Here is a 24878-nt window from a genome sequence, read left to right on the forward strand (position 1 = left end):
GATGACTATATGCGGCAGGGATGGAGGTCACCGGGGCTGCTCAGGACCTTGCCCGGGCTCGCGTCCGGCGACGGCTCGCTCGAGACGGCCGACGGCGCGACGACGGCGAGCTCGGTGGGGGCCGCGGACCCGGTGACCGAGGGGCGGCTCGGCTTCGGCGCGGACGGCGAGGTGGTGGCGGCCTGCGCGCCGGGCTTCTGCACGGTGCCGACGCTGAGCGTGACCCCGTTGAGCGTGGTGCGCCGGCCCGCCGTGTCGGTGACCCGCACCGTGAACGGCCCGTTGCCGGCGCCGCTCTCGGCGATCCAGTAGTTGTAGTCGGTGCGGGCGAGCGCCTGGAACGAACCGCCCGACTGGATCTCGGCGCCGGCCAGGGGGTTCCCGGTGTTGTCGAAGCGCAGGGCGAGCCAGTACCGCGACGAGCCCTCCTTGACGCGGACCGTCATCCCGCCGGGCACGCCGGGATTGCTCACCTGGCTGTAGGAGACCTTGATGATCCCGTCGTCGATCGCCCCGATCCTGGCGAACGCCTGCCGGCTGAGGTCGATGTGCCCCGCGGCGCACTCGGGGCAGCGATCCGTGATCTTCACGCGGACGCTGCCCTTGGGCCCCTTGACGTCGAGGTACCCGCCGCAGGCCGCCCCGTTCTGGTACTCCGCGTTGCCGAGCGCGACGACGAGCGGCTCCGCGACCTTGTCGAACGAGCAGTTCCCGCCGCCGTCGGCCGCGTAGTAGGTGGCCTGCCCGTTGCCGTTGCCGACCGTGGCCGCGCAGGCGGCGCCGGACGCCTGGGCCACGAGCGCCGCGGTGGCGACCCCGGCCACGACGACGCCGGCCCCGGCCACGATGAGCGCGCGGCGGCCGCGCCACCAGGGTGCGGCCCGATGCCCGCGCGGTCCGTCCAGCTCCATCACGGCCGCAGCGTACCGAGCGGTCGGGGCCGAAACCGCCGACGAAAGCGAAGCTTAAAACTCAGCCCCACCAGAAGACGGCGCCGATGATGCAGTAGAGGGCGATCAGGGTCGCCCCCTCCAGCCAGGTCGACTCGCCGTCGAAGACGATGAAGGCCACGGCGATCACCGTGATCGCCACGGCCATGACGAGCATCGGCGCGAAGACCAGCGTCAGGGTCGTCGCCGTGAGCAGGCTGAGCAGCACCAGGGCCGGGGCCAGGACCAGGGCGATCTGCAGCGGGCTGTTGATGATCACGCTCAGCGCGTAGTCCGACTGGTTCTTGTACGCCAGCTTGATGCCGATCACGTTCTCGATCGCGTTGCCGGCGATGGCCACGATCACCAGGCCCGCGAACGCCTGCGAGATGCCCAGCGCGTCGATCGCCGGCTCCAGGGCGTAGACGAACCAGTCCGACACGAGCGCCGCGCACCCGCTCGCGACCGCCAGCAGGGCCACGGCGAGCCAGACCGGCCAGCGCGGCGGCTCCATGTGCACGTCCGCGCCCGCCGCCGCGCCGCGCTTCAGGCTCGCCGGCAGCGACAGGGCGAAGACGAGCAGCAGGATGATCGCGACGAAGATCGACAGCGACCGCTCGTGCGGCTCGGCCGGGGTGTGCACGTAGGAGGCGAGGCTCGGCAGGACCAGGGCGCCCGTCGCCAGCACCATGAGCACCATCGTGGTCCGCGCGCGCTCGGAGTTGAACTTCTGCGTGCCGTGCCGCAGGCCGCCGGCCACGAACGACAGGCCCAGGACCAGCAGGATGTTCGACAGGATCGAGCCGATGATGGCCGACTGGACCACCGAGACCAGGCCGGCCTTGAGCGCGAAGAAGCCGATGAACAGCTCTGGCAGGTTGCCCAGCGCGCCCTGCAGCACGCCCGTCGCGCCCGGGCCGAAGCGGTCGCCGAGCTGCTCGACGCTGCGGCCGACGAGCGAGGCCAGGGCGGCCACGGCGGCGCCCGCGACGACGAAGGCGAGCACCGAGGAGACGCCGGCGTAGCGGGTCACCGCCGCGAGCCCCACGGCCACGGCGCAGATGCCGAAGATGGTGAAGTCGGAGCGAACGAAAACCCGTTCCACGGTCACGCCGTTGAATATGGCACTCGATCACAAGTCTGTCGCGGTGGCCGCCCTGTACAGTTCCCGCAGTTTCGCGGCCCGGGCCGGGCGGCCGGCGGCGACCCAGGCGATCCGGCCCGCGAGGTGCGCCGCGAAGTCGGGGTGACCGTCGCGGTTGGCGGCGTCGAGGCCGTCGCGGGCGGCGGCGTGCAGGATCGCGCGCAGCCGGTCGTACTCGTCCCGCGCCGCCGCCGGCGAGTCGTTCACCACGAGCCCGGCCAGCCGCTGCCGGTCGCCGCGCCCGCGCACCCGCGTCTTGGCCGGGTGCACGCGGAAGCCCTCGTCCGCCACCACCTGCGACACCGCGTCGACCAGCGACGACGGCGGGAACGCGCCCGAGAACGCGAGGTCGTCGGCGTATCGGGTGTATTCGGCCCCGAACGCCGCGGCGAGCCCGCTCAGCCGCCGGTCGAGCCGGTAGGCGCACAGGTTCGCCAGCGCCGGCGAGGTCGGCGCGCCCTGCGGCAGGTGCGGGGCGCGCAGCAGCGACGTCAGCGGGCCGTGCCCGCGCAGGACCGCGAACGGCGTGCTCGTCGTGCACAGCGCGGCCAGCGTGTGGGCGACCGGCTCCGGGTAGCCGATCGCGCGGAACAGGCCGTACACCCGCCGCACCGAGACGCTCGAGAAGAACGCGACGAGATCGAGCCGGACGACCACCGCCCGGCCGGCGTGCGGCGCGGCGAAGGTGTGCACACTGCGGCCCGGCACGAAGCCGTGCGCGGCGGGGTGCACCGGCACGCGCCCGAGCACCTCGTCCAGCAGCCGCCGCTGCAGGGCGCGCAGGCGCGGCTTGGGGGCCTCGATCAGACGCAGACCCATCCAGGTGTACCGGTAGTGTCTGAGCGATTCCACCGTGCTGCGGCGATTCAGCTCCCGCCGGTCCGCGAACCAGTCGAGCCGGTCGCCGTCCAGCTCCAGGAACCCGGCCAGGGCGGCGAGGTCGCCGAGCGGCGGCGTGTCCCACCGCATGCGCACGACCCACGTCGGCACCGCCCGGCGCACCACGATCCGAGCCGGCACCCGGGCGGGCAGGTGGGCCGCGAGGAACCCGGCGAGCTCCCGCGGGCGGTCGGCGGGGCCTTCGCGGTACCCCCGCAGCATCGCCGAGACCAGGGGCCCCATCCAGCGCGGCCGGCGCCCGACGGCCTCGAACCCGGCCTCGAGCAGCACTGGCCGCGACCAGTCGGCCGCGGCCAGGAAGGCGTGCGCGAGGGCGTGCGCGGCAGCGCGCCCCGACGTAGCCCGGTCGTGCCTGCCCAGACTCGCGCGAAGCGCGGCAGCGGGCCGGCGGTGTGCTGCGGTGCTCAAGGGTGCGCCCCCGGGGTTGCCCCGGAGCGATCACGGCGAGCCGCGATCAGCTCGGGACGCGCTGCCACGCGGACAACCCTACGGCAACCGGTCCTGGTACTCCCGCAGCGCCTGCCGCGCGAAGACCTGCTGATACGTGGCCACCCGCTCGGAGCGGCCGCGACCGATGAAGCTCACGAACCAGTGCAGCACCGCGGTCACCCGGTTCTTGAACCCGACCAGGTAGAGCAGGTGCACCAGGAGCCAGAGCAGCCAGCCGAGGAGCCCCGCGAAGTGGAACTTGCCGACGCTGGCCACGGCCGAGAAGCGCGAGATGGTGGCGAGGCTGCCCTTGTCGAAGTACTTGAACGGCTGCCCGGTCGGCTCGCCCGCGAGGCGCTTGCGGATCTGCCCCGCCGCGTGCCGGCCGCTCTGGATGGCCACCTGCGCCACCCCGGGCAGCTGCTCGAGCGACATCATGTCGCCGACCGCATAGATCTCCGGGTGCCCGGGCACCGTGGTGTCGGGGTTGACCTTGAGCCGGCCGGCCCGGTCGGTCTCCGCCCCGGTCGCCTCGGCGATCTGCGTCGACAGCGCCGGCGCGGACACCCCGGCGGCCCAGATCTTCGTCGACGACTCGATGCGCCGCCGCCCGTTGGCGGTCTCGACCTCGATGCCGGTCTCGTCCACGTCGACGACCTTGGTGCTCAGCTCCACCTCGACGCCGAGCTTGTGCAGCTGCCGCAGCGCCTGGGTCGACAGGTGGTCGCCGAACGTGGACAGGACGGTCGGCAGCGCGTCGACGAGGATGATGCGCGCCTGCCGCGGGTCGATGTTGTGGTACTGCCCCGGCAGGTGCCGGTGCGCGAGCTCGGCGATCTGCCCGGCCATCTCCACGCCGGTCGGGCCGGCCCCGACGACCACGAACGTGAGCAGCCGCTCGATCACGGCCGGGTCGGTCTCGATCTCGGCCAGCTCGAACGCGCCGAAGATCCGCCCGCGCAGCTCCAGCGCGTCGTCGATGCTCTTCATGCCGGGCGCGAACTCGGCGAACTGGTTGTTGCCGAAGTACGACTGCGAGGCGCCGGCGGCCACGATGAGCGAGTCGTAGTCGACGCTGTAGGCGACCCCGGGCGCGACCACGTCGACCCGCCGGGCCGCGGGATCGACGCGGGTCGCGGTGCCGAGCAGCGTCTTGACGTTGTCCTGCCGCTTGAGGATCTCGCGGATCGGCGGCGCGATCTCGCCCTCGGACAGGATGCCGGTCGCCACCTGGTAGAGCAGCGGCTGGAACAGGTGGTAGGCGGTGCCGTTGATCAGGGTGATGTCGACCGGGGCGCTCTTGAGTGCCTTGGTGGCGAAGAGCCCCCCGAATCCGGCCCCGATGACGACCACCCGATGCCGCTGCGAACGCTCGTCCATGTGCATCTCCCGATGGGTCAGTGGACCCTGCCATTCAAGTACACCACCGTTCCCGCCGCGCAGCGGTGTGTCCTGCACTACCTCGCAGCGGCCCTATTGCGGCAGGAGTCCGCGCACGTAGGCGGCCTGCCCGGCGTGCTGGACGGCGTCGTCGAGGACGCTCACGAGCCGCACCCCGAGCGACACGGGCGGGTCCCAGCGCTCGTCGACGATCTTGTCGAGATCGTCCTCGCCGAGCCGCGTCACGAAGGCGCGGGTGCGGGCGTAGACCGCGTCGAAGTACTCCAGCAGCACCTCCGGCGACTCCGGCCGCACCGTCTCGACCTCGTCCGGCGTGTGCCCGTAGCCGGTGTCGCGCGCGTGCGCCTCGAGCCCGAACCGCTTCGCGTAATCCCCGGTGACCCAGAGCTGCTCGACCCCGTCCAGCAGGTCCGTGATGTGGTCGTCCTGCACCCTGGTGAGATGCCAGACGAGCCAGCCGATCGAGTTCGCCCCGGGCCGCGGCGCCCAGTGCAGCTGCTCGGCGCTCAACCCCTCCACGGCCCCGCGCACCAGGTCGGGCAGGCGCCCGTAGCCCTCGGCCAGCAGTTCGTTCGCGCGCATCGCTCAGCACTCCTTTCCGCGCTTGGTCACCTCGCATCCTTACCCATCCCGGCCCCGGAGATGCCTCGCCGGACAGGCCAGCGGCCTCCGGCGACGTGCCAGTGGCCCCCGGCGAACCGGGGGCCACTGGAGAAACCGCACTACAGGAAGGCCAGCGCCGGCACGAACTTGTTCGCGTCGATGGTGCCCCAGCCCGAGCTCAGGTCGTAGCCGGGCGTCGCGGGGAAGCCGGTCACGCCCTCGAAGCTGTTGTCGCCCGAGGTCACGTCCACCAGGCCGGTCGGCAGGTGGGTGTGGGTGCTGCCCGCGCCCAGCAGGTACAGGGCCGCGTTGATGTCGCCCAGGCGGCGGCCCGCCTGCTGGTCGGCGAGGGCCACGATGCCCGAGAAGATCGGGGTGGCCTCGCTGGTACCGCCGAAGATGTGCCACGGCGAGGCGGCGCCGACGAAGGTGTAGTACACCCACGCCCCGCCGTCGACCGCGGCGCTCATCGAGATGTCCGGCGTCCCGCGGTGGTTGCCCACCACGTTCTGCACGCCGGCCTGGAAGAGCGGGCGCGGGAAGACGTGCGAGAGCCCGCCGCCGCCGGCCCCGTAGCCGTCGTTCCACACGACGTCGGCCGAGACGCGCTTGCCGGTGTTGTCGAGGTTGAGCTGCGTGCCGCCGATCGAGGTCACCAGCGGGTCCGACGACGGCCAGGAGTTGACCGGGTAGGTGTAGAGGTCCTCACCGTTCGCCTGGTAGTCGGTGGCCCCGGCATCGCCCGAGGCGGCCAGCACCGTGACGCCGTGCAGCGCCGCGTCGGTGTAGGCGTACCGCAGCTTCTGGATGCTGCTGAAGTCGCCCTTGTCGAAGCCGGGGAACGTGTTCTCGGTCGCGCCGAAGCTCTGCGAGATCACGTCGCCGACGCCCTTGTCGATGAGCGCCTTCTCGGCGTCCATCATCTCGGGCAGGCCGGTGACGCCCTCGGTCTCGGCGACCGGCGTCTCCACGAGCACGATCTTGGCGTCGGGCGCGATGGCGTGCGCGTACTCGACGTCGAGCGTGGTCTCCTGGGCCCAGCCGACGTGATCGGCGTTGGCCGGGTCGAACGGGGGCACGTTGCCGGCCTTGACGATCTGGACGTTCGTGTTCGGCAGGCCGAACTGCGCGTCGAAGACCTCGAGGTCGTGCTGGATCGTCGGCGACCCGAACGAGTCGACGATGACGATGGTGCGGCCCTTGCCCGTGATACCGCGGGAGTACAGCGGGTTGAGGTTGTACGCCGTGCGGTACTGCAGCGGCGAGTAGCAGTGGATGCCGATCTGCGCGAGGCAGTCGGACGTGGACAGCGGGGCGGTCCGGGAGACCTTTTCGACATGCCCGGTGACCGCCGGACGGAGCTTGAACGCGGGCGCCGCGGCCGAGGCCGCCGCAGGCAGGGCCACCGCGGCGAAGCCGGCCACGGTGGTCGTCACGACCGTCGCGACGGCGGCCCGGGACACGATCGAGATGAGCTTCATCGACACCTCTCGAGCAAGGCCAAATTGGACCCGCCCATCGGACCCCGCCACGAGGCTGCCGCGCCATCGGCCGAACCCTATTCGTTACCCTTTCTCAACCTAGATCCCCTTCCAAATGGGACATCTTCCCGGAATAATCCCGCCACCATCACGTAACGATGTCTGGTCGCTCCCAGTCAACTTCCAGCTACCAGTCGGCGCACGCTGGACGGGCGTGCCGTCCCTCGGCCGACGCCCAGGCGGCGAGGGAGACGTCGGTCTGACAGCTTCCTGGTGGCGGCCCGCCTGCCCATGAGCCGCGAGTCGTTCGACCGCCGACTGGAACTGCCCATTCCGGGTGAAGCCGCGATCGAGAACCCGGCGGAGATCTTCACCGGCTGGTTCTGGGACGGCGAGGAGTCCCCGGACGGCTGGGACGAGGCCGCCGAGGGCCTGACGGCCCGCGAATGGCTGCTCGAGCGCGTGGAGTCCGCCTGTACTGGTCCGAGCGCGACCGTCCGGGACATCTACTTCCGGCCCGGCGAGCGCACCGCGGCCGAGAAGGCGGCGACCTTGACCGAGGCGCGGATCGCCGCGGACCCCGGCGGCCGCTGGACAGCGGGTACGCCCAGTCCGGTCAGGACACCCGCGACGCTCGCCGCCCGGCTCGACGGCGACGACAGGGAGGCGCGGATTCAGGCGGCGACCAGGCTGGCCGTGCGGGGAGACGCGCGGCCCCTGGCGCGGCTGCGCCGGATGAGCGACGAGGACGGGCACGACCCGCTCGCCTGGAGGCAGCTGCGAGCCTTTGGCCTTTCGCGGCCCCACGGGCTGGGTGATCTGGCGGCGCGAACGCGCTCGCCATTGGCCGCGCAGCGGCCATGGGGGTGCGGGTGGGAACCCCGCCGCGCCGAAGGCGCAGCAATACAGTGGGCCGCCAAGGACTCGAACCCCGAACCTCCGGGTAGAAAGTCCGGCGCTCAAACGGCAGGCCGGCCGGGCTCGAATTGGTGTCGAGCCCGGCCGGCCTGCCGTTCAATGAGCGTGAGCGTCCTCAGATCTCCAGCCGGACCCGGCGCCGCCGGGCGATCAGTACCAGTCCGGCCCCGACCGCGACCGCAACGACACCGGCGACGGCCAGCAAGGTGGTGTTCGAGCCGGTGACCGGCAGCGCTGGGCCGGCCGAGGCCGACGGTGAGACCGAGACCGACGGGGACGAGGACGGCGAGTCGCTCGGCACCGGCACCTGCTTGGCCACGATGAAGACGCTCGGAAGGTCGGCCTGCTCGGCGATCACCTGGACCTGCTCGGGCGTCCCGTTGCCGTTCTCACCCGACAGGACCTTCCAGCCGCGGGGCGCCTCGAAGGTCAGCCGCGCGATGCCGGCCGGCAGGTGGGCGAACTTGAAGGTGCCGTCGGCGCCGGTGGTGGCCTGGCCGAGCACGGTCTTGCCGTCGTTGGTCTTCGCGGTCACCACGACGCCCGGCACGCCCGGGGTTTTGCCCGGCTCGTACGGGCTGCTCACCGACTCGCCCTGGAAGATGACGCCGGAGAACTGCGCGAACGCGCCCGGCACGTTGAGCTGCACACCGGTGAAGGCGCCCTCGCCGTCGATGTTGTCGGCGCCCAGGGAGAATGCGATGCCGCCGTACCCGTGCGTCCAGGCCGAGTGCTCGAACTTCCCGGTGATCGGCAGGCTCTTCGTCTCGTGTGCGGCCAGGTCGAAGCCGGTTGAAATGGCGCCCCAGACGACGTTCTTGACCGATTCGTTGTCGCCGCCGATGTAGTGCACGTGTTTGGCGTCTACCGAGCTGGTGTTCGTCACCTTCACGGTGACGGTGAACGTGTCGGTCTCGGCGTACGCCGTCTTGTCGGCGGTGGCCGAGGCCGTGATCGTGGCCTTGGTGTCGGCGGCGAAGGCCGCGGGACCAGGGATGAGGGAGATGACCGCGCCGGCGAGGGCGGCCACAGCGAGTGCACGCAGCTCGTTGGCCTTCTTGGCGTCGATGCCGCCGAGGAAGGTGTCGACGCGGGCGCGGTCAGCGACGAACTTGAGGACGGTGGTGCCCGCCGGGTCGGCCGGAGTCGCGCCGTCCATGCCGGTTCACGCCGAGCCGCCCGCGCCGGCGTACGGCCCGCAGCCGGCTGGATTCAGCGGATCCGACGAACCGACCGTGCCGGCCCGGGCGACCCCGACGTCCCGGCCCGGCCCGGCGCCCAGCCATGACCCTCACGGCGGACCCGACCCGCCCGGTCGGCAGTACCCCGGCCGCTCAACGCCGCCCACCCTGCAGCACCGGACGCAGCGCGCCGACCCAGACGCCGGCCATCTTCGCGTAACCGCCGGTATTGGGGTGGATCCCGTCCTGCAGGTCCTCGACGCCAAGCCCGGCGTGCATGTCCACGAAGCGCACGCGCGGCCCCCGCGCCGCCACCACCGCGGGCAGCCGCGCGTTGAACGCCTCCACCTGCTCCTCCCGGCCCGGATCGACCAGCGGCGTGATCGACGCGACGAACACGATCGCTTGGGGGGCCGCGGCGAGTACGTGGTCGATGAGCAAGCCGAGGCGGTCAGGCGCCTCGGGCATCGCGAGGTTCTGCAGGACGTCGTTGGTACCGGCCTGCAGCAGCACGACATCGGGGGCGACCGCCCGGACCCAGGCCTCGACCTTCGCGTCGATCTCGTCGATCCGGGCGCCGGAGTGACCCTCGTGATCATGATCGGGCAGGTCGGGCGGACCGCTGTCCATCGACCCGACGAAGTCGATCCGCGCGCCCAGCTCGGTGAGCTCCTGCCACAGCGGCCCGCGGTACCCCCCGGGCACCGTCAATCCATCGGTGATCGAGTCACCGAGCGGCATGATCCGCACGATCGGCGCCGGCGACGGGCTGGGCACCGGACCCGCGACCGTCGGACCGGCACAGCCGGCAACCAGAGACACGGCCACCAGCAACCCGGACACCCGTCGGTTCACGATCCAGATTGTGCCGGGTCATGCGACCCAGGACGCCCAGCCGCGACGGTAGGTATCCGCGGTCACAACGATGCCGGCGTGGCAGCCGCCGATCTTCTGCATTCGCTGCCGAGGGCTCAGAGTGTTCGCGCCACGCCACCGTCCTGGTCGGCGTAGCGGTCGCTCCATGGGGTGCCTGCATAGCTTTCGGAAGCGCCCATGTACACCCGTCCGCGGGCCGGCTCGAGTTTAGTGAGCGGCGGTGCGGTCTGGGTGGGCTCAGGAGCCAGGGCAGAAGCCGGAGCGGGAGTCGGCTGCGGTTCCGGCGTGGGGTCGGGCTCTGGTCCGGCGCGTAGGCCGCGTTCGAGGCCCGACTTCAGGTGCCGCTTCAGCCACGGCGCCATCGGCTTCTCCACGAACCGGTGACCGAGGTACGCGGCCAGGAGCACGCCGGTCAGGGTGGCCAGGAGCGCCAGCCAGGGGGCGACCCGGCCCTTCATGGAGAGGATGACGATGATGCCGGTGTCCTGGTGCAGCAGGTACAGCGGATAGGTCAACGCGCCGGCGAACGTCAGCCAACGCCAGCGGGCCCAGGAGGCCCAGCCGAGCGCGACCGCGCTCAGCAGGGCGAAGAAGACGGTGAGCACGATGGTGACGATCAGCCAGCGGTTGGACGTGCCGAACACGTGGTTGCGAGCGGTGATGGCGGCGTACTCGTGGTGCTGGGCCAGCAGGAAGCAGACGCCGAGGAGGCCGAAGAGCGGCAGTGACGGGCCGAAGCGGTGCACGAGGTAGAGCAGGATGCCGGCCACGAAGTACGGCATGGAGCTGGGCTGGAGGATGAGGTTCAGCACGGGCATGTTCGCCCCCGCGGCGAGGGTGCCGGCGACGATCCACACCAGGCAGAAGCCGAGGGTCCGCTTGTACGTCAGCCCGCCGCGGATCACCAGCGCGAACAGCAGATAGAAGCGCAGCTCCGACCAGAGCGTCCAGTAGACACCATCGACGTCCGACACGCCGTACGCGTTCTGGACCATGGTCAAGTTGAGCAGGAAGTCGGACTTGGGCACCGGGACGATGAAGTTGCTCGACCGCGCCAGCGGGGCGTTGAAATGCACGACCAGCGCCGAAATGAGCACGGCGACCCAGTACATCGGAAACAGCCGCACGACGCGCGAGACGGCGAAGTCCTGCAGCGACCGGCCCCACGAGCTCATGCAGATCACGAAACCGCTGATCATGAAGAACAACTGCACGCCGAGGTACCCGTATGTCGCGAACCCGTACAGTTTGCCGAACTCGTCGTGGTTGTGATGCTCGTACAGATGCGAGTTGGGCAGGCCGATGAGGTGGTAGGCCACCACGATCGCCGCCGCGAACAGCCGGAGCCCGTCAAGCGCCGCGAGCCGGCCCCTGGGCTGCGCCGTGCCGGCCGGCCGCTGGTCAATCACCGGTTCGCCCCCCATGCGCACAGGCGGGGACTGTACCGGACCATCGACCCGGAACGGAACGTACGAATGTCGGCGTCGATATTCAGGCGCTCACGATCCTCGGCTCCGCACGCCGGACACGCGGAAGCGCAGGCGGCGAAAGGGGGCCGCGAAGCCCCCTTTCGCCGAGCGGGACATCAGCCGATCTTGGTGAACTTCTCCCAGTCGCCGATCGCGGTGCGGTTCGCGGTGAGCTTGCCGGCGTTGTTCATGTCCGCGGTGACGTAGGTGCCGTTGGCCCCGGCCAGGATGCTCGTGCTGCCGTCGGGGTTGGTGAGCAGCTTGAACCGCTCCCACGCGCCGACCACCGCACGGTTCGCGACCAGCAACCCGCCCTTGGTCAGCTCGGCCGTCACGTACGCCGAGTTCGCGTGCGCGCGCAGCGCCACGTCGCCGCCGCCGAGGTCGATGACGTCGTACTGCTCCCAGGGGCCGACCGCGTCCCGGTTCGCGGTGAGCGTGGCGCCGTTGTTGAGGTCCGCGGTGACGATCTTGCTGTTGACGTTCGCGCGGAGGCTCAGCAACGTCGGCAGCGGCACCTTGGTGAACTTCTCCCAGGCACCGACCGCGGCCCGGTTGGCTACGAGCTGGCCGCCGTTGTTCAGGTCGGCGGTCACGTACCTGCCGTTGGCCCCCGCGAACAGACTGATCGTGCCGTCGGCGTTGTCGCCGACCGTGAACTTCTCCCAGGCGCCCACCGCGCTGCGGTTGGCCACCAGGCGGCCCCCGTTGTTGAGGTCCGCGGTCACGTACAGCCCGTTGGAGCGCGAGCGCAGCGCGATGTCGCCGTTGCCGACGCTCAGCACGTCGTACCGTTCCCACAGCCCGATCGCGTCACGGCTGGCGGCCAGCGTGGCCGAGCGGGTGAGGTCGGTGCTGACGTACCGGCCGTTCGCGTTCGCCCGCAGCTCAACCGGCGGCCCTTCGGCCGGGATGTCCCCGGCCAGCCGGGTCAGCGCGGCATAGTCGCCGTTGACCACGTTGCGGTCGTAGGTGCCCTGCGCGTTGTTCCCGCCCGCGTACTGCCAGATCGCGTACGACGTCCAGCCGCTGGGCATCACCCGCGGCCCCGTCGTGGACCCGAAGTCGGCCACGTCGAGGGGGTTGGCGCCGAACGCGGTGGAGTTGCCCGTGCACGGGTTCCACCAGTTCGGGTTCGTGTAGATCATCATGTCCCGGCCGATGCGCGCCTTCACCCGGTCGGTGAAGCCGCGGATCCACGCGACCATCGCCTCCGGCGTCAGGTTCCAGCAGTCCGGGAGCTTGAGCGAGGGATACGGCCACTCCAGGTCCAGGAACGGCACCAGCGTCTGGGAGTTGTTGACCCACTCCGCACGGTCGAGGAAGTAGTTCGCCTGCCCCACCGGATCGCCCAGATCCGGACGGGCGAACGCGTAGGCGCCGGTCAGGATGCCGGCCCCCTTCGCGGAGGTGTAATCGGCATGAAAGTACGGATTCGTGTAATACGTGCCCTCGGTCGCCTTGACATAGGCGAACCGGACACCGCCCGCCGCCACACCGGGCCAGTCGATCTGATGCACGGAATGGTCGTGGCTCGAAACGTCGATACCCACCTGCGAATAGCCCGCCGGCAGCGTGACCGCGGCCGCGCCAGTGACGGCGCTCGCATGCACACCCGGCGGCATGCCGGCGTGAGCGTATCCACCACCGTCATCCGGCGACTGCGCCGACGCGCCCACCAACCCCAGCGGCAGCAAGCCACAGGCGACGAGAAACGTGGCGGCGGCCAGCCTGGACACCGGGAACCGTAACGACATGCCCGAGAATGTACGCACGAACGTGAACTTTCGTCGCCCCGGGCACCCCGGCATCGTCGATGTCGCACACCGACCACCGGGACACACGAGGCAGAAATGGCCGAAAGAACGACAGCAGGATCAGCACATCAGGACACCCGCAACGGCCTTGGTGAGCCAGTTTCGACATTGTGGTCAGGCTCCGTCGCCGACCAAGCGACAGCGGCGGCGCCCTCAAGAGCAGCATTGACGTCAAACGGGTGCGAGTCCGGCGAATCGCATTCCTGGTCGCCGCCGACCGGCTTTACGCCCTGTGGTGGCTCGTCGCCCCGCGGGGCCTGCGGCGCGGCGAAGCGGTCGGGCTGCGCTGGTGCGACGTCGACCTCCAGCACGGCACCGCCACGATCGTCCAGCAAATCACCTGCGCCGGTCGGCCGCTCTTCGTCGGACCGCCGAAGAGCGCCGCCAGCCGCCGGGTCATCGCCCTGGACCGGCACACCGTTCAGGTCCTGCGCGAACACCCCGCCGGCAGCGCCTTGGCCTTCCGACCGGCCAGCCAACCGTCAACCCGCAGGTCAAGCCGCTGCACCGCACCCGAACGGGCCACGCAAGAGCAGAAGCGGCAAGAAGCGCACGCCGAGCAACCACCGTCCACACCGGACGGACCAGGCACGCAAAAGCGCAGGTCAACGAGTGGGCCGCCAGGGACTCGAACCCTGAACCTACGGATTAAAAGTCCGCAGCTCTGCCATTGAGCTAGCAGCCCGCGCCCAACAGGGTACCCTGCCCGCCCCCTCGACATCGCGCGCGTTTCCCGAGCCCCGCCGACCAGACCCGAAAACGCCCGGCGGCGGCCCCCCACACCCCATGGGAGGGCCGCCGCCGGGTTCGGAGGGAGAAAGATCAGCAGGACAGCGAGCCGGCCCCCGTGCCCGTGCCCAGGATGGACACGAAGCGCTGGTACGCCGCCACGCGGCTCTGGACCTGCGCCGGGTTGCGCCCGCCGCACTCCAGGCTGCCGTTGATGCTCCGGATCGTCTCGCCGAAGCCGGCGCCGTTCACGATCGCGTTGTGCGGGGTCATGGTGCCGGGGCCGCTCTGGGTGTTCCAGTACCAGAGGGCGGTCTTCCAGGCGACGGCCGAGTCGGTCTGCACGAGGTTCGGGTTGTGCAGCAGGTCGATGCCGAGCGCGTCGCCCGCGGCCTTGTAGTTGAAGTTCCACGACAGCTGGATCGGGCCGCGGCCGTAGTACGCCGACTGGCCGGCCGGGCAGCCGTAGGACTGGCTCGTGTCGCAGTAGTGCGGGTAGTTCGCGGTGTTCTGCTCCACGACGTACACCAGGCCGCCGGTCTCGTGGTTCACGTTGGCCAGGAACGCGGCCGCCTCCTGCTTGCGCACGTCGTCCGAGCCGGTCCTCGCGAAGCCGGGGTACGCCGACAGCGCCGCCACCAGGCCCGAGTAGGTGTAGAAGGAGTTCCGGCCCGGGAACATCTGGTTGAACTGCGCCTCGCTGACCACGAAGGAGCCGTTGGAGGGGGGCGGAGTCGTGCCGCCGCCGGTGCCGGTGCCGGTGCCGGTGCCCGAGCAGGTGTACGGGTCCCAGAACCAGGTGCTGATCACGGGGCTGTAGCCGGGGTTGTCGTGCTCGGCGATGTAGAACTTGCCGTCCGTGAACTTCACGATGTCGCCGGTCACGTAGTTGCGGCCCTGCACCCACGCCGGGAAGTCGCAGCCGCCGGCCGAGCCGGTCTGGGGCGGCTGGGTCGCCGGCGAACCGCCGCCACCGCCGCAGGAGCCCTGGTCCTGCCACACCCCGGTGGTCCCGGGCGGCGCCTCGTTCTGCGTCCACCACTTGGCGAGGTAGTTGTGGCCGTTGCGGGAGACCGTCGCGCCTCCGGTGTAGACCGCGGAGGCCTGCCACGCGGGGCTGCACGACGCGGCCGAGGCGGGCAGCATGTTGAACACCGCGACCACCCCTCCCGCGATGGTCACCGCGGCGAGCATCGCCAGCAGGCGGACTCTCGACACCGTTGATCACTCCTTCTGAACCAGCCGATTGACCAGCCCATATGACCAGGCACCGCGGGTCGAAGGAGCGAACGTCATCTTTTTATGAAGAATATTTACGGTTGCCTTGAGGCCCGGGCGCGGCGAGTGATCTGCATCACTTAGTCCAGGTCGAAAAGATCTCCGCACAAACGGTGCGGTGCGCAAAAGAAGCGCCCTGGGTACAGTGACCCACGGTCACGTCCAGCAGGCGCCGCCCCCGGTGCCGGGCGGGGCTGCCGCCCAATCGCCGCACGTGGCGAGCCGGGGACCCACCGTTACGTTGGGGTGAGTCCGCCCTTCCCGATCGGAGGGGCGGTAGGGATCGTTCCGTCCCGAACCCGTCAGCTAACTCGGTCGGCGGCCGACGGAAGGAACAACGAACCAGATGTCATCGCGACATCCCTACCGGCGCATGATCGTCGCGCTGCTGGCGGCTCTGGTAGTCGGGGGGCTCGCCGCCACGCCCGCCGCGGCCGAGCCCGGCGGCGACACCGGCGACGAGGGGTCCAGCGCGAACCCGACCCTGGGCTCCGTGCTCGAGGACAGCACCCGCGCCTGGTCCGAGGCGAAGGAGAAGTTCGACGCCTCGGTCAAGCGCCAGGGCGAGCTCACCGCGCAGCTGCAGGCGACCGAGGCCCAGCTGGCCACGGTCCAGGAGCAGGTGGCGGCGGTCGCCGTCGCGGCCTACCGCACCGGCCCGCTGACGACGTTCGCCGCGCTGATGGACGCCGGCACCCCGGACAGCTTCGCCGAGCGGGCCGACACCATCAACCAGATCGCCCACCACAACGACAACCTGCTGCACGAGCTCAAGGGGCTCAAGGAGAGCCAGGCCGCGCAGAAGAAGGCGCTCGAGGACGAGGTCGCCGCGCAGCAGCAGCAGGTCCAGACGATGGAGCAGAAGAAGAAGGACGCGGAGACCGCCCTGAAGCTGGCCGGCGGGCCGAGCAAGGGCTTCGTCACCGCGAACCTGCCGACCGCCGACCCGGTGCCGCGCACGTCCAGCGGCGGGCTGCCGAAGGAGTCGTGCAGCGTCAAGGACCCCACGACCACCGGCTGCATCACCCCGCGCATGCTCCACGCGATGCAGGAGGCGCAGAAGGACGGCTTCAAGCGGTTCGTCGCGTGCTTCCGGCCGAGCGGGCCCTACGAGCACCCCAAGGGCCGGGCGTGCGACTTCTCGGTCCAGACGAAGAACGGATTCGGTGGCGTGGCCTCCGGTGACGACTACGTCTACGGCAGCACGCTGGCCGCGTACTTCGTGAAGAACGCGAACCAGCTCGGCGTCATGTACGTCATCTGGTTCAAGGAGATCTGGACCCCGGCGGTGGGCTGGCACCATTACAGCGGCGTCGCCGGCGATCCCTCCAGTGACCACACGAATCACGTGCACCTGTCGATCCTGTAATCCTCAAACGCGCGACCGGCCGGCCGATGGGGCAACCATCGACCGGCCGTTTCCGTCGCAGGGGGAATAGCAGTGAAGTACCGTCTCGTGACCCGCAGCGACTTCGACGGACTGGTCTGCGCGGTCCTGCTGCGGCACCTCGACCTCATCGGCGACATCACGTTCGTGCACCCGAAGGACGTGCAGGACGGCGCGGTCGAGGTCGGGCCGACGGACATCCTCACCAACCTGCCGTACGCCCCCGGCGCCCACCTGGTCTTCGATCACCATCACTCGGAGACGCTCAGAGCGGCCAAGCTCCAACACGGGCAGGCGACCAATCACGTCATCGACGCGGAGGCCCCGTCGGCGGCCCGGGTGATCTACGACCACTACGGCGGCGCCGAGCGCTTCCCGCAGGTCTCCGACGAGCTCATGGTCGCCGTGGACCGGGCCGACTCCGCGCAGTACGACATCACCGAGATCCTGCAGCCGACCGGCTGGACGCTGCTGAACTTCCTGATGGACAGCCGCACCGGGCTGGGCCGCTTCCGCCAGTTCCGCATCTCCAACTACCAGCTCATGATGCAGCTCATCGACGCGTGCATCGACCACCAGGACGTCGAGGAGATCCTGGCCCTGCCGGACGTGGCCGAGCGGGCCGAGCTGTTCCGGGAGCAGCAGGACCTCTTCGTGGACCAGCTGCGCCGGGTGTCGCACATGCACGGCGACGTGGTCGTGGTCGACCTGCGCGACGAGGAGACGATCTACGCCGGGAACCGCTTCATGGTCTACGCACTCTTCCCCGAGGCCCGCGTCTCGATCCACGTCATCTGGGGCAAGCAGAAGCTCAACACGGTCTTCGCGGTCGGCAAGTCGATCCTGGACCGCACGTCCCCGACGGACATCGGGTCGGTCATGCTGCAGTACGGCGGCGGCGGCCACCTCGCCGCGGGCACCTGCCAGGTCCCGCACGACCAGTCCGAGCAGGTGCTGCACGACCTGATCGAGAAGGTCGGCGCGCCGATGAGCTCAACGGCGGCGACCAAGCACTAGAGGATCTCGGTGTCCCGCAGCAGGCGCCACAGGCCGGCGCCGTCCGGGGCGCCCAGCCAGCGCCGGTCGTTGGGCGGGAAGCGCCGCGGGCTGCCGGCCACGCCCGGGAACCCGCCGGCCAGCACCGCCTGCGTCGGCGACAGGTGCCGGATCGCGACCGCGGCGATGCTGTCCGGGTGCTCCGCGGCGAACTCGGCGTAGATCTCCGGGTCGTGCTGGCCGTCGTCGCCGACGAGCAGCCATCGGATGTCGGGGAACTCCTGGGCGAGCCGCGACAGCGAGGCCCGCTTGTGCGCCTGGCCGCTGCGGAAGAACCGGTCCGGCTGGGGCCCCCAGTCGGTGAGCAGCAGCGGCCCGGCCGGGTAGAGGTGCCGGGACAGGAACCGCGTGAGGGTCGCCGCCACGTTCCAGGCGCCGGTGGACAGGTAGAAGACGGGCGCGCCCGGGTTGGCGTTGACCAGCCGCTCGTACAGCACCGCCATCCCCGGTACCGATGCCCGGGCGTGCTCATCGAGCACGAAGGTGTTCCACGCGGCCAGCAGCGGCCGCGGCAGCGTGGTGATCATGACCGTGTCGTCCACGTCGGAGACGATCCCGAAGCGGGTGGCGACGGGGTCGATGATCCGGATCGGCGCCTCGACGGGGGCGCTGTCCTCACACTGCAGCGTCACCGTGCCCCACCCGGGGGGCAGGTCGGCCTCGACCACGAAGTCGATGAACCCGCCCCGGTCGCAGCGCACCTCGCTGGCGCGCCCGCCGACCTCGATGCGCACGAGCGCGTTGCTGACCGACACGGCGGTGAACGAGCGCCAGCCGCGCAGCTTCTTCAGGCGCTTGCCGGGCCTCGGGTCGATGCGGGCCAGCAGCACCCGGCCGAGGACCCGCACCCAGCCCGGCCTGGTCTCGGTCGCGGACGAGCCGTAGCCCGTGTAGGCGGTGACGGCAACCTTCCAGCCCCGCCGGCGCAGCCGCCGCTCCAGGAGGCCGTGGAACGCGTCCTCGATGCGCGCCGCCCGGTGCAGCGGCAGTGGCGCGCTGGTCGGAGAGCTGGGGGTCAGGGACACTGTCCCACCCTGCCACACGCCCGCCACCCCTGCACCCGGCTAGCCGATCAACCCAACGTGACCAGTAGGCGACGGTGGCATGAATCCGTGAACCAGAACCGCCGCGGCACTTCTAGCGTGAGTGTCATCAGGAACACACTGACAGCGCACAGGAGGTGCGAGATGGCTACCACATTCGAGGCCGTTCGGGCCGAGGCGCTGTTCGCCTCGGATCTGCAGGGCTCGCAGACCCCGGCGCGTAGCGAGATCCGGATGGCGATCGCGGCGACGCTGCGCCGCGTGGGCGTGCAGGGTTGCGCGGCCCGGGTCGCGAGCGAGTTCGGGGACCACCCGGAGACCGCCGTCGCCCGCATGGCGTGGGCGCTGGCGCAGGTCCGGGCGACCTACCCGGCCGAGGAATCCAAGACGCTGCGCGCGATCCGCACCCTGCGCCGGCCGGGCGCGGTCATCCGCAGGGTGGCCGCCTGAACTGCCCTGCATGAAATGTGCCGCGAAAGGGCAGTACCACGGCCATGCAGGAACTGCACGTCACCATCGACCCGGCCCACGCCGACCCCGCCGTCCAGCGGCTGCAGGAGCCGCTGGAGGCGCAGCTGACATCGGCGCTGCAGCGCGCCGCCGGGGTCATCGAGCACGACTACCACGGCGAGTCCGTGGACGAGGTGAGCCACCGGCTCCTCGAGATCACCCGCGCGAGCCTGCACCCCGACATCGCCGACGCCTGGCTGCCCGACGAGCACGAGCTGCGCCGGGCCGCCCAGTCGATCGTGAGGGATTTTCACTGATTGCCCCGATCGTGCAACCTGTCCGCTCCACACTGTCTGCAGAGCCGCACCAACCCAGGAGGACAGCGTGGAGCAGCACAAACTCACGATCGACATGAACGAGGCCACGATCGACCAGCTGCGCGACCACCACTTCGCGCTCTTCGGGCTCCACGCGATCGCCACCTCGGCGAGCGGCGCGCCGACGATCTGGCTCTCCGCCCACTACCTCGAGCGGCACCTCGAGATCACGTGGACCGAAACGTACTCGATGTACACCACCCGCCACACCCCGCACGCGCCCAGCACCAAGATCGTCGCCACCCACAACTACCCGGCCCCGCTGGGCAGCGTGCTGACCGTCTCGGGCAACGACGGCGCCGGCATCGTGACCCCGGGCGGCCCGGCCGGGCACATGGAGATCGACAACACGGGCCGGACCGAGCTCGGCGCCGGGCTCTGCATCCACGACTCGCACGGGATGTACCAGCCGATGGGCGTCTTCGACCTGATCGACGTGGACCTGTTCCAGCCGATCCCGAAGGTCGCCTTCTTCTTCTCGCCGATCCCGCACATGGCCGGCGAGATCGCGACCCGCTCGCTCGGCCCCGGCGTGCTGCTGGACTACCAGATGTCGAACAACGGGTCGCTGTCGATCGAGTACGACATCCACGACGGCTGGGCCACGAACAACCGCCCCTACGCGCGCGCCATCGCCGCCAACGAGCCGCTCAGCCCGCTCCTGCTGATCCGCTCGTCGGCCCTGCAGGCCCTCGCGATGCAGCGCCAGCGGTCGGCCACCCGCGGCTAGGGATTGCTGACCCAGCGGACCGAGTGCGCCTCGGTCGGGTCGGGCGGCTCCCAGCGCCCGGCCATCCGGTCGATCACGGCCGGCGGCACGACCCGCGCCCGCGCCCGGTTGCGCCGGTGCACGACGTCCGGCGGGGCCTCGACGCTGATCACCTCGACCCGCGCGCCGTAGTCGGCGGCCACCCCGATGGCCCGCGACCGCAGCGCGCGGGTCACGTTCGTGGCGTTCCAGACGTACGGGGAGCCGGCGCGCAGGTGCTCCTTCGCGCGCGCGTACGCCGCGGCCACCACCGGACCCTGGTCCTGCGTGGGGCCCACGCCCAGCTCGTCGCGCAGGTCGTCGAGGCTCACGACCGGCACGCCGGGCCGGTTGGCCGCGACCCAGTGGTCCTTGCCGGAGCCGGGCAGTCCGGACATCACGGTCACGGTGCACCGGGTGTCGTCGAAGGCGGCGTAGTCCGGGTCCCGCCCCGGGGTCCGGAAATACGCGAACCGCGCGTGGTCGGAGGAGAAGCCGCGCTGCGCTGCGAAACACCCCAAGCCGCAGGTGTACTCGCTGAAGAGCGCGATCGCCGCGAGCCGCGCCGGATCTCCGTCCGCCGCGGCCCTCGCCAGCAGCGCCAGCTCGTCGTTGCGGGCCAGCAGACTCACCCGGAAGGCCGCGCGGTCGAGGTCGGGATGCTCCAGCGCGTCGAACGGCAGGCGTCGGAAGCGCACGAGCGCCGCGACATGCTCCCGCCAGGCGATCGGCGCCCCGAGCTCCCACAGCAGCTTCCGGGCGGCGTGCTCGCCGCGATGCAGGAGCGCGGCCGCACAGTACAACCGCTGCTGTTGCTCTCGCGGCCGGCCGCGAAACTCCTCCAGGCGCTCGAGCGCCTCGGTGACCGGGGTCGGTTCCAGGCGCTCCAGGAGCTTCATGCCCGGACCCGGTTGGCCACGATCGGGCGGTCCTGCCAGTGGCTGCCCGAGTCCAGGATCGCCGTGTGGAAGCTCGGCCGCACCCACTTGTAGCGGCCCAGCACCGTGTCGGCGTCCTCGAGCTTGAGGTACAGCCCCTCCATCTCCTCGGACATGTCGGTCTCGCGCACGACCTGGTCCGGGTCGGCGCCCCCGGTCACGGCCGCCTCGCGCAGCGCGTCCCGCCAGCCGCCGGTGCGGCAGGTCGACGGGCCGACGAGCTTGGTCAGCGCCGCGAGGTCGGGGAACACGTCCTCGCCCAGGACCGGCACGGAGGCGATGCCGAGCCCGTCGAGCAGTTCCCGCCGGCGGGGCGTGGACAGAAACGTTTCGGATTGACGGTCGTAGACGTCGAACTCGCAGAAGTGATGCGGTAGCGCGTCATAGAACACGGTGTGCTTCGCGTACAGCCACTCGCCGTACAGGATGAAGCGCGCCCGCAACACGGGCCACAGTCCGTATCGGACGCCGGCCGCCCAGGCCTTGAACGGGGCGAACTGCTGCTCGCGCGGGCCGCCCGACAGATAGTGGCCGCGCGACTGCAGCCGCAGCGTGCCGTCGGCATCGAAGCTGATCGCGGCGTTCGCCCCGTCGAGCTTCTCCTCCACCACCAGCGCCCGCCCGGCCAGCTCCGCAAACGGCACCTGGGCGAGGTCGTGGTCCCCGGGCTGCAGCCGCGAACCCTGCAGGTGCGGCGTCCGAGGGTACTTGCGCAGCATCACACCGTTGTACCGGAGCCCGCCGGTTGCCCGACATCGGTTTTCGTCGGGTGTTGGAAAGGGTGTTGCGGCTTCCGCGCGGCGGGCCGGGCCGAAAGCATCGGCGTGACATTGTTTGACCCGAATCAGCTGGCCACTGCACAGATTTGGGCAAATTGGGAGGGTTGTCTTGACGAAGAAAACCGTGAAGGGGCTGGTCCTCTTCACCGCCGCGGGCCTGCTCGCGGCCGTCGCCCCGGCCTCGAGTGCCCTGGCGGCGCCCGGCTCGCCGAGCGCCGAGGGTTACTCGGCCTCGATCCCGTGGGGCCAGTGCGCGAGCGCCGGCATGCAGCGCCGCGGGGCCGAGTGCGGCCTGCTCGACGTGCCCCTCGACTACAGCAAGCCCAACGGCAAGAAGATCCAGATCGCCGTCTCGCGCATCAAGCACAAGGTGGCGGACAAGGACTACCAGGGCGTCATGCTGGTCAACCCGGGCGGCCCCGGCGGGTCCGGGCTGACGCTGTCGGTCCTGGGCGAATACGTGCCGAACGGCGCCGGCGAGGCCTACGACTGGATCGGCTTCGACCCCCGCGGCGTCGGCTCGAGCGTTCCCGCGCTGCACTGCGACGACGACTACTTCGCCGGCCCGCGCCCCGAGTACGTCCCCTGGAACAAGAACCTCGAGAACCTCTGGCTCGACAAGTCCAAGGGCTACGCCAAGGCGTGCGGCAAGGCCGGCGGTGAGCTGCTCAACCACATGAGCACCGTCGACTCGGTCAACGACATGGAGTCGATCCGCAAGGCGCTCGGCGCGCAGCAGATCAACTACTACGGCTTCTCGTACGGCACGTACCTCGGCCAGGTCTACGGCACGCTGCACCCGGACAAGGTCCGGCGCATGGTGCTCGACGGCAACGTCGACGTGCGCAAGGTGTGGTACCAGGCCAACCTGGACCAGGACACCAACTTCCAGCGCAACGTCGAGATCTGGTTCGGCTGGCTGGCCAAGTACGACAGCGTGTACCACCTCGGCAAGACCGAGAAGCAGGTCGAGCTGCGCTGGTACGCCGAGCAGCAGAAGCTGCGCTCGGCCCCGGCCGGCGGCGTCGTGGGCGCGAGCGAGTGGACGGACATCTTCCTCTACGCCGGCTACTACCAGTCGACGTGGCTGGAGCTGGCCGACGCCTTCGCGGGCTGGGCCAACGACCACAACACCGAGGTCATCGTCGAGGCCTACAACAACTACATCGCGCCCGGCGACGACAACGGCTTCGCGGTCTACAACGCGGTGCAGTGCACCGACGTGCAGTGGCCGCAGAGCTGGAACCAGTGGCAGCGCGACAACTGGCTGACGTTCCTCAAGGCGCCGTTCATGACCTGGTCGAACACCTGGTTCAACGCGCCGTGCCTCTCCTGGCCGGCCAAGGCCCAGAAGCCGGTCAAGGTCGACGGCTCCAAGGTCAAGAGCGTCCTGTTCGTCGGCACCACCCTCGACGCGGCCACCCCGTTCGAGGGCAGCCTGGAGGCGCGGCGGCTCTTCCCGCACAGCGCCCTGCTGGCCGAGGTCGGTCAGACCACGCACGCCAACTCGCTGAACGGCAACGCGTGCATCGACGACACGATCGCGGACTACCTCTCCACCGGCAAGCTGCCGCAGCGCAAGTCGGGCGACCGCGCCGACAAGAACTGCGACTCCCTGCCGCAGCCGGACCCGACCGCGGCCTCCGCGGCCTCGGTCCAGACGCTGCGGGCGGACAACAGCGCCGTCGCCCGCGAACCGCTCTACCCCGTGCACCACTGAGCACGCAGGCACCGAAGTGAGGGGCGCGGCCACTGCGGCCGCGCCCCTCTCCTTGTTCGGCGCCGAGTGACCGAAGGCTGACTCTCCCGTGAACCGCCCGCCTCCGGTGGCTACCTTGTGCGCCGCCGCCCAGCCCGCGCTTCGCGCGAGTCTGGTCCACCACACCTACGGGAGAGGGCTCAGTGTCTGAGCAAACGGGCAACGCCGTCGAGGGACGTACGCAGTTCGTGCACGGGGGACGCCGGGCCGGCCGGGTCGCGGCCGCACTCGCGAGTGGGGCCGCCGCCGTCGCGCTCCTGCCCGCGCCCGCGGCCCAGGCCATGACGCCGGGCGGGATCATCAACGGCGGGCGCATGTGCGCCGCGGGCCGGCAGGTGACCGGCGGCGGCGCGGCCGTCGTCGGCGAGGGCAGCGCCGACTTCGGCACGAGCATCGAGGGAGCCGAGGTCCGGGCCCACTTCGACCACACCGCGAACGCGGTGGCCCGCCTGTGGGCGACCACCATCCGCAACACCGGCGGGGCCTCGCACCAGATCGGGCTCTACAGCGTCTGCGCCGACGGCCTCACCGGCTACCAGATCGCCTCGAAGGACGTCACCGTGGCCGCGGGCGCGTTCGTGCGCGACGTCGCCGCGTGCCCGGCGGGAACGGTGGCGCTCGGCGGTGGTGCCACCGACACGCCGTACAGCTCCAACCAGCCGGCCTCGACCGACCGCATCGTCCAGGAGTCCGCGCCCGGCACGGCCGGCAGCCAGTCGCTGTGGCTGACCGCGCTGCGCAACAACGACACGGTCGCCCACACGATCCGAGTCTTCGCCGTCTGCGCCGATGCTCCGGCCGGCTACCAGGTCGCGCACAAGGACGTCGCCGTGGCCGCCGGCGGGTTCGTGCGCGACACCGCGCCGTGCCCGGCGGGCGCGGTGGTCCTCGGCGGTGGCGCGGCGGTCGTCGGCTCGGGCAGCGCCGACTTCCGCACCCGCGTCCAGGAGACGGCGCCCGGCGTGGCCGACGGCCGGTCGGTGTGGCTGACCGCCCTGCGCAACGGCGGCACCGCGGCCCGCACCGTCAGCCTGTATGCCGTCTGCGCCGGCCCGCTCGCCGGATACGAGGTCGTGCGCTCGGATGCATAGTCGCCACGATAAGTGAGGTATTAAGCACTCTGCGTAATATCCGCCCTATACTCGCGAACGGCGAATTCGCCCGGATCTGTCGTTCGTGTGGGCGC

The 24878-nt window shown here is 70.7% G+C and carries 22 protein-coding genes, 1 tRNA gene and 1 riboswitch; of the genes, 7 read left to right on the forward strand and 16 right to left on the reverse strand.

Features of this window, described 5'->3' with window-relative positions:
• Nucleotides 1-5: 5 nt before the first annotated feature.
• The 13 genes from ACQP2P_RS44765 to ACQP2P_RS44825 form a co-directional block, all read right to left on the reverse strand.
• Nucleotides 6-911: an expansin EXLX1 family cellulose-binding protein gene (locus ACQP2P_RS44765; protein WP_433619538.1), complete on the reverse strand. Its 906-nt coding sequence runs from the start codon at nt 909-911 to the stop codon at nt 6-8.
• A gap of 61 nt (nt 912-972) precedes the next feature.
• Complete coding sequence (gene cax / locus ACQP2P_RS44770; protein ID WP_433611606.1) at nt 973-2040, reverse strand: calcium/proton exchanger; 1068 nt, start codon at nt 2038-2040, stop codon at nt 973-975.
• 21 nt (nt 2041-2061) lie between these two features.
• On the reverse strand, nt 2062-3243 hold the full coding sequence (locus ACQP2P_RS44775) for a reverse transcriptase family protein (protein WP_433611608.1): 1182 nt from the start codon (nt 3241-3243) through the stop codon (nt 2062-2064).
• 216 nt (nt 3244-3459) lie between these two features.
• Entirely contained in the window at nt 3460-4782 is a 1323-nt protein-coding gene (locus tag ACQP2P_RS44780) for an NAD(P)/FAD-dependent oxidoreductase (protein ID WP_433611610.1), read from the reverse strand.
• Between the two features lie 93 nt (nt 4783-4875).
• A complete protein-coding gene (locus tag ACQP2P_RS44785) occupies nt 4876-5385 on the reverse strand; it encodes a mycothiol transferase (protein ID WP_433611612.1) in 510 nt (169 codons plus the stop codon).
• 140 nt (nt 5386-5525) lie between these two features.
• The gene (locus ACQP2P_RS44790; RefSeq protein WP_433611614.1) at nt 5526-6887 is read right to left on the reverse strand and encodes a S53 family peptidase; all 1362 of its coding nucleotides are present in this window, start codon (nt 6885-6887) and stop codon (nt 5526-5528) included.
• A 1033-nt stretch (nt 6888-7920) separates the two neighbouring features.
• A complete protein-coding gene (locus ACQP2P_RS44795) occupies nt 7921-8964 on the reverse strand; it encodes an SdrD B-like domain-containing protein (protein ID WP_433611616.1) in 1044 nt (347 codons plus the stop codon).
• Between the two features lie 175 nt (nt 8965-9139).
• Nucleotides 9140-9814 (reverse strand): SGNH/GDSL hydrolase family protein, encoded by a 675-nt coding sequence (locus ACQP2P_RS44800; RefSeq protein WP_433619540.1) that lies wholly within the window; start codon nt 9812-9814, stop codon nt 9140-9142.
• Nucleotides 9815-9957: 143 nt separating this feature from the next.
• Entirely contained in the window at nt 9958-11271 is a 1314-nt protein-coding gene (locus ACQP2P_RS44805) for an acyltransferase family protein (protein WP_433611618.1), read from the reverse strand.
• Nucleotides 11272-11447: 176 nt separating this feature from the next.
• A complete protein-coding gene (locus ACQP2P_RS44810) occupies nt 11448-12851 on the reverse strand; it encodes a GH25 family lysozyme (RefSeq protein ID WP_433611620.1) in 1404 nt (467 codons plus the stop codon).
• Nucleotides 12852-13216: 365 nt separating this feature from the next.
• On the reverse strand, nt 13217-13588 hold the full coding sequence (locus ACQP2P_RS44815; protein ID WP_433611622.1) for a hypothetical protein: 372 nt from the start codon (nt 13586-13588) through the stop codon (nt 13217-13219).
• 173 nt (nt 13589-13761) lie between these two features.
• Nucleotides 13762-13833, reverse strand: a tRNA-Lys gene (locus tag ACQP2P_RS44820).
• A 137-nt stretch (nt 13834-13970) separates the two neighbouring features.
• A complete protein-coding gene (locus ACQP2P_RS44825) occupies nt 13971-15095 on the reverse strand; it encodes a glycoside hydrolase family 19 protein (protein ID WP_433611624.1) in 1125 nt (374 codons plus the stop codon).
• Nucleotides 15096-15343: 248 nt separating this feature from the next.
• A riboswitch (cyclic di-AMP (ydaO/yuaA leader) is annotated at nt 15344-15492 on the forward strand.
• Nucleotides 15493-15501: 9 nt separating this feature from the next.
• On the opposite strand from ACQP2P_RS44825, the gene ACQP2P_RS44830 reads away from it, so the two are divergent.
• Together ACQP2P_RS44830 and ACQP2P_RS44835 are read left to right on the forward strand one after the other, a co-directional pair.
• Nucleotides 15502-16524: a coiled-coil domain-containing protein gene (locus ACQP2P_RS44830; RefSeq protein ID WP_433611626.1), complete on the forward strand. Its 1023-nt coding sequence runs from the start codon at nt 15502-15504 to the stop codon at nt 16522-16524.
• Nucleotides 16525-16596: 72 nt separating this feature from the next.
• Nucleotides 16597-17559 (forward strand): exopolyphosphatase, encoded by a 963-nt coding sequence (locus ACQP2P_RS44835; RefSeq protein ID WP_433611628.1) that lies wholly within the window; start codon nt 16597-16599, stop codon nt 17557-17559.
• Here ACQP2P_RS44835 and ACQP2P_RS44840 read toward each other — a convergent pair.
• Entirely contained in the window at nt 17556-18617 is a 1062-nt protein-coding gene (locus ACQP2P_RS44840; protein WP_433619541.1) for an App1 family protein, read from the reverse strand. The genes ACQP2P_RS44835 and ACQP2P_RS44840 overlap by 4 nt on opposite strands.
• Before the next feature lie 168 nt (nt 18618-18785).
• Here ACQP2P_RS44840 and ACQP2P_RS44845 point away from each other — a divergent pair, with 168 nt between their 5' ends.
• The 3 genes from ACQP2P_RS44845 to ACQP2P_RS44855 all read left to right on the forward strand — a co-directional run bounded on the left by ACQP2P_RS44845 (nt 18786) and on the right by ACQP2P_RS44855 (nt 20198).
• Nucleotides 18786-19091: a hypothetical protein gene (locus ACQP2P_RS44845; RefSeq protein WP_433611630.1), complete on the forward strand. Its 306-nt coding sequence runs from the start codon at nt 18786-18788 to the stop codon at nt 19089-19091.
• A gap of 44 nt (nt 19092-19135) precedes the next feature.
• Nucleotides 19136-19408 (forward strand): hypothetical protein, encoded by a 273-nt coding sequence (locus ACQP2P_RS44850; RefSeq protein ID WP_433611632.1) that lies wholly within the window; start codon nt 19136-19138, stop codon nt 19406-19408.
• A 67-nt stretch (nt 19409-19475) separates the two neighbouring features.
• Nucleotides 19476-20198 (forward strand): hypothetical protein, encoded by a 723-nt coding sequence (locus tag ACQP2P_RS44855; protein WP_433611634.1) that lies wholly within the window; start codon nt 19476-19478, stop codon nt 20196-20198.
• Here ACQP2P_RS44855 and ACQP2P_RS44860 read toward each other — a convergent pair.
• Both ACQP2P_RS44860 and ACQP2P_RS44865 read right to left on the reverse strand, forming a co-directional pair.
• Nucleotides 20195-21115 (reverse strand): AAA family ATPase, encoded by a 921-nt coding sequence (locus tag ACQP2P_RS44860; RefSeq protein ID WP_433611636.1) that lies wholly within the window; start codon nt 21113-21115, stop codon nt 20195-20197. The two genes, ACQP2P_RS44855 and ACQP2P_RS44860, sit on opposite strands and share 4 nt — an antisense overlap.
• The gene (locus ACQP2P_RS44865) at nt 21112-21873 is read right to left on the reverse strand and encodes an RNA ligase family protein (protein ID WP_433611638.1); all 762 of its coding nucleotides are present in this window, start codon (nt 21871-21873) and stop codon (nt 21112-21114) included. The genes ACQP2P_RS44860 and ACQP2P_RS44865 overlap by 4 nt, the downstream gene beginning before the upstream one ends.
• Before the next feature lie 169 nt (nt 21874-22042).
• Between ACQP2P_RS44865 and ACQP2P_RS44870 the strand changes: the two genes are divergently transcribed.
• Both ACQP2P_RS44870 and ACQP2P_RS44875 read left to right on the forward strand, forming a co-directional pair.
• Nucleotides 22043-23653 carry an alpha/beta hydrolase gene (locus ACQP2P_RS44870; protein WP_433611640.1) on the forward strand — a complete coding sequence of 537 codons (1611 nt, stop codon included), beginning with the start codon at nt 22043-22045 and terminating at the stop codon, nt 23651-23653.
• A 182-nt stretch (nt 23654-23835) separates the two neighbouring features.
• Nucleotides 23836-24783, forward strand: coding sequence for a hypothetical protein (locus tag ACQP2P_RS44875; protein ID WP_433611642.1), 948 nt, complete (start codon nt 23836-23838; stop codon nt 24781-24783).
• The last annotated feature ends 95 nt before the right edge of the window (nt 24784-24878 follow it).

It is taken from the genome of Dactylosporangium sp. CA-139114 (assembly GCF_050955725.1).
GTDB lineage: Bacteria > Actinomycetota > Actinomycetes > Mycobacteriales > Micromonosporaceae > Dactylosporangium.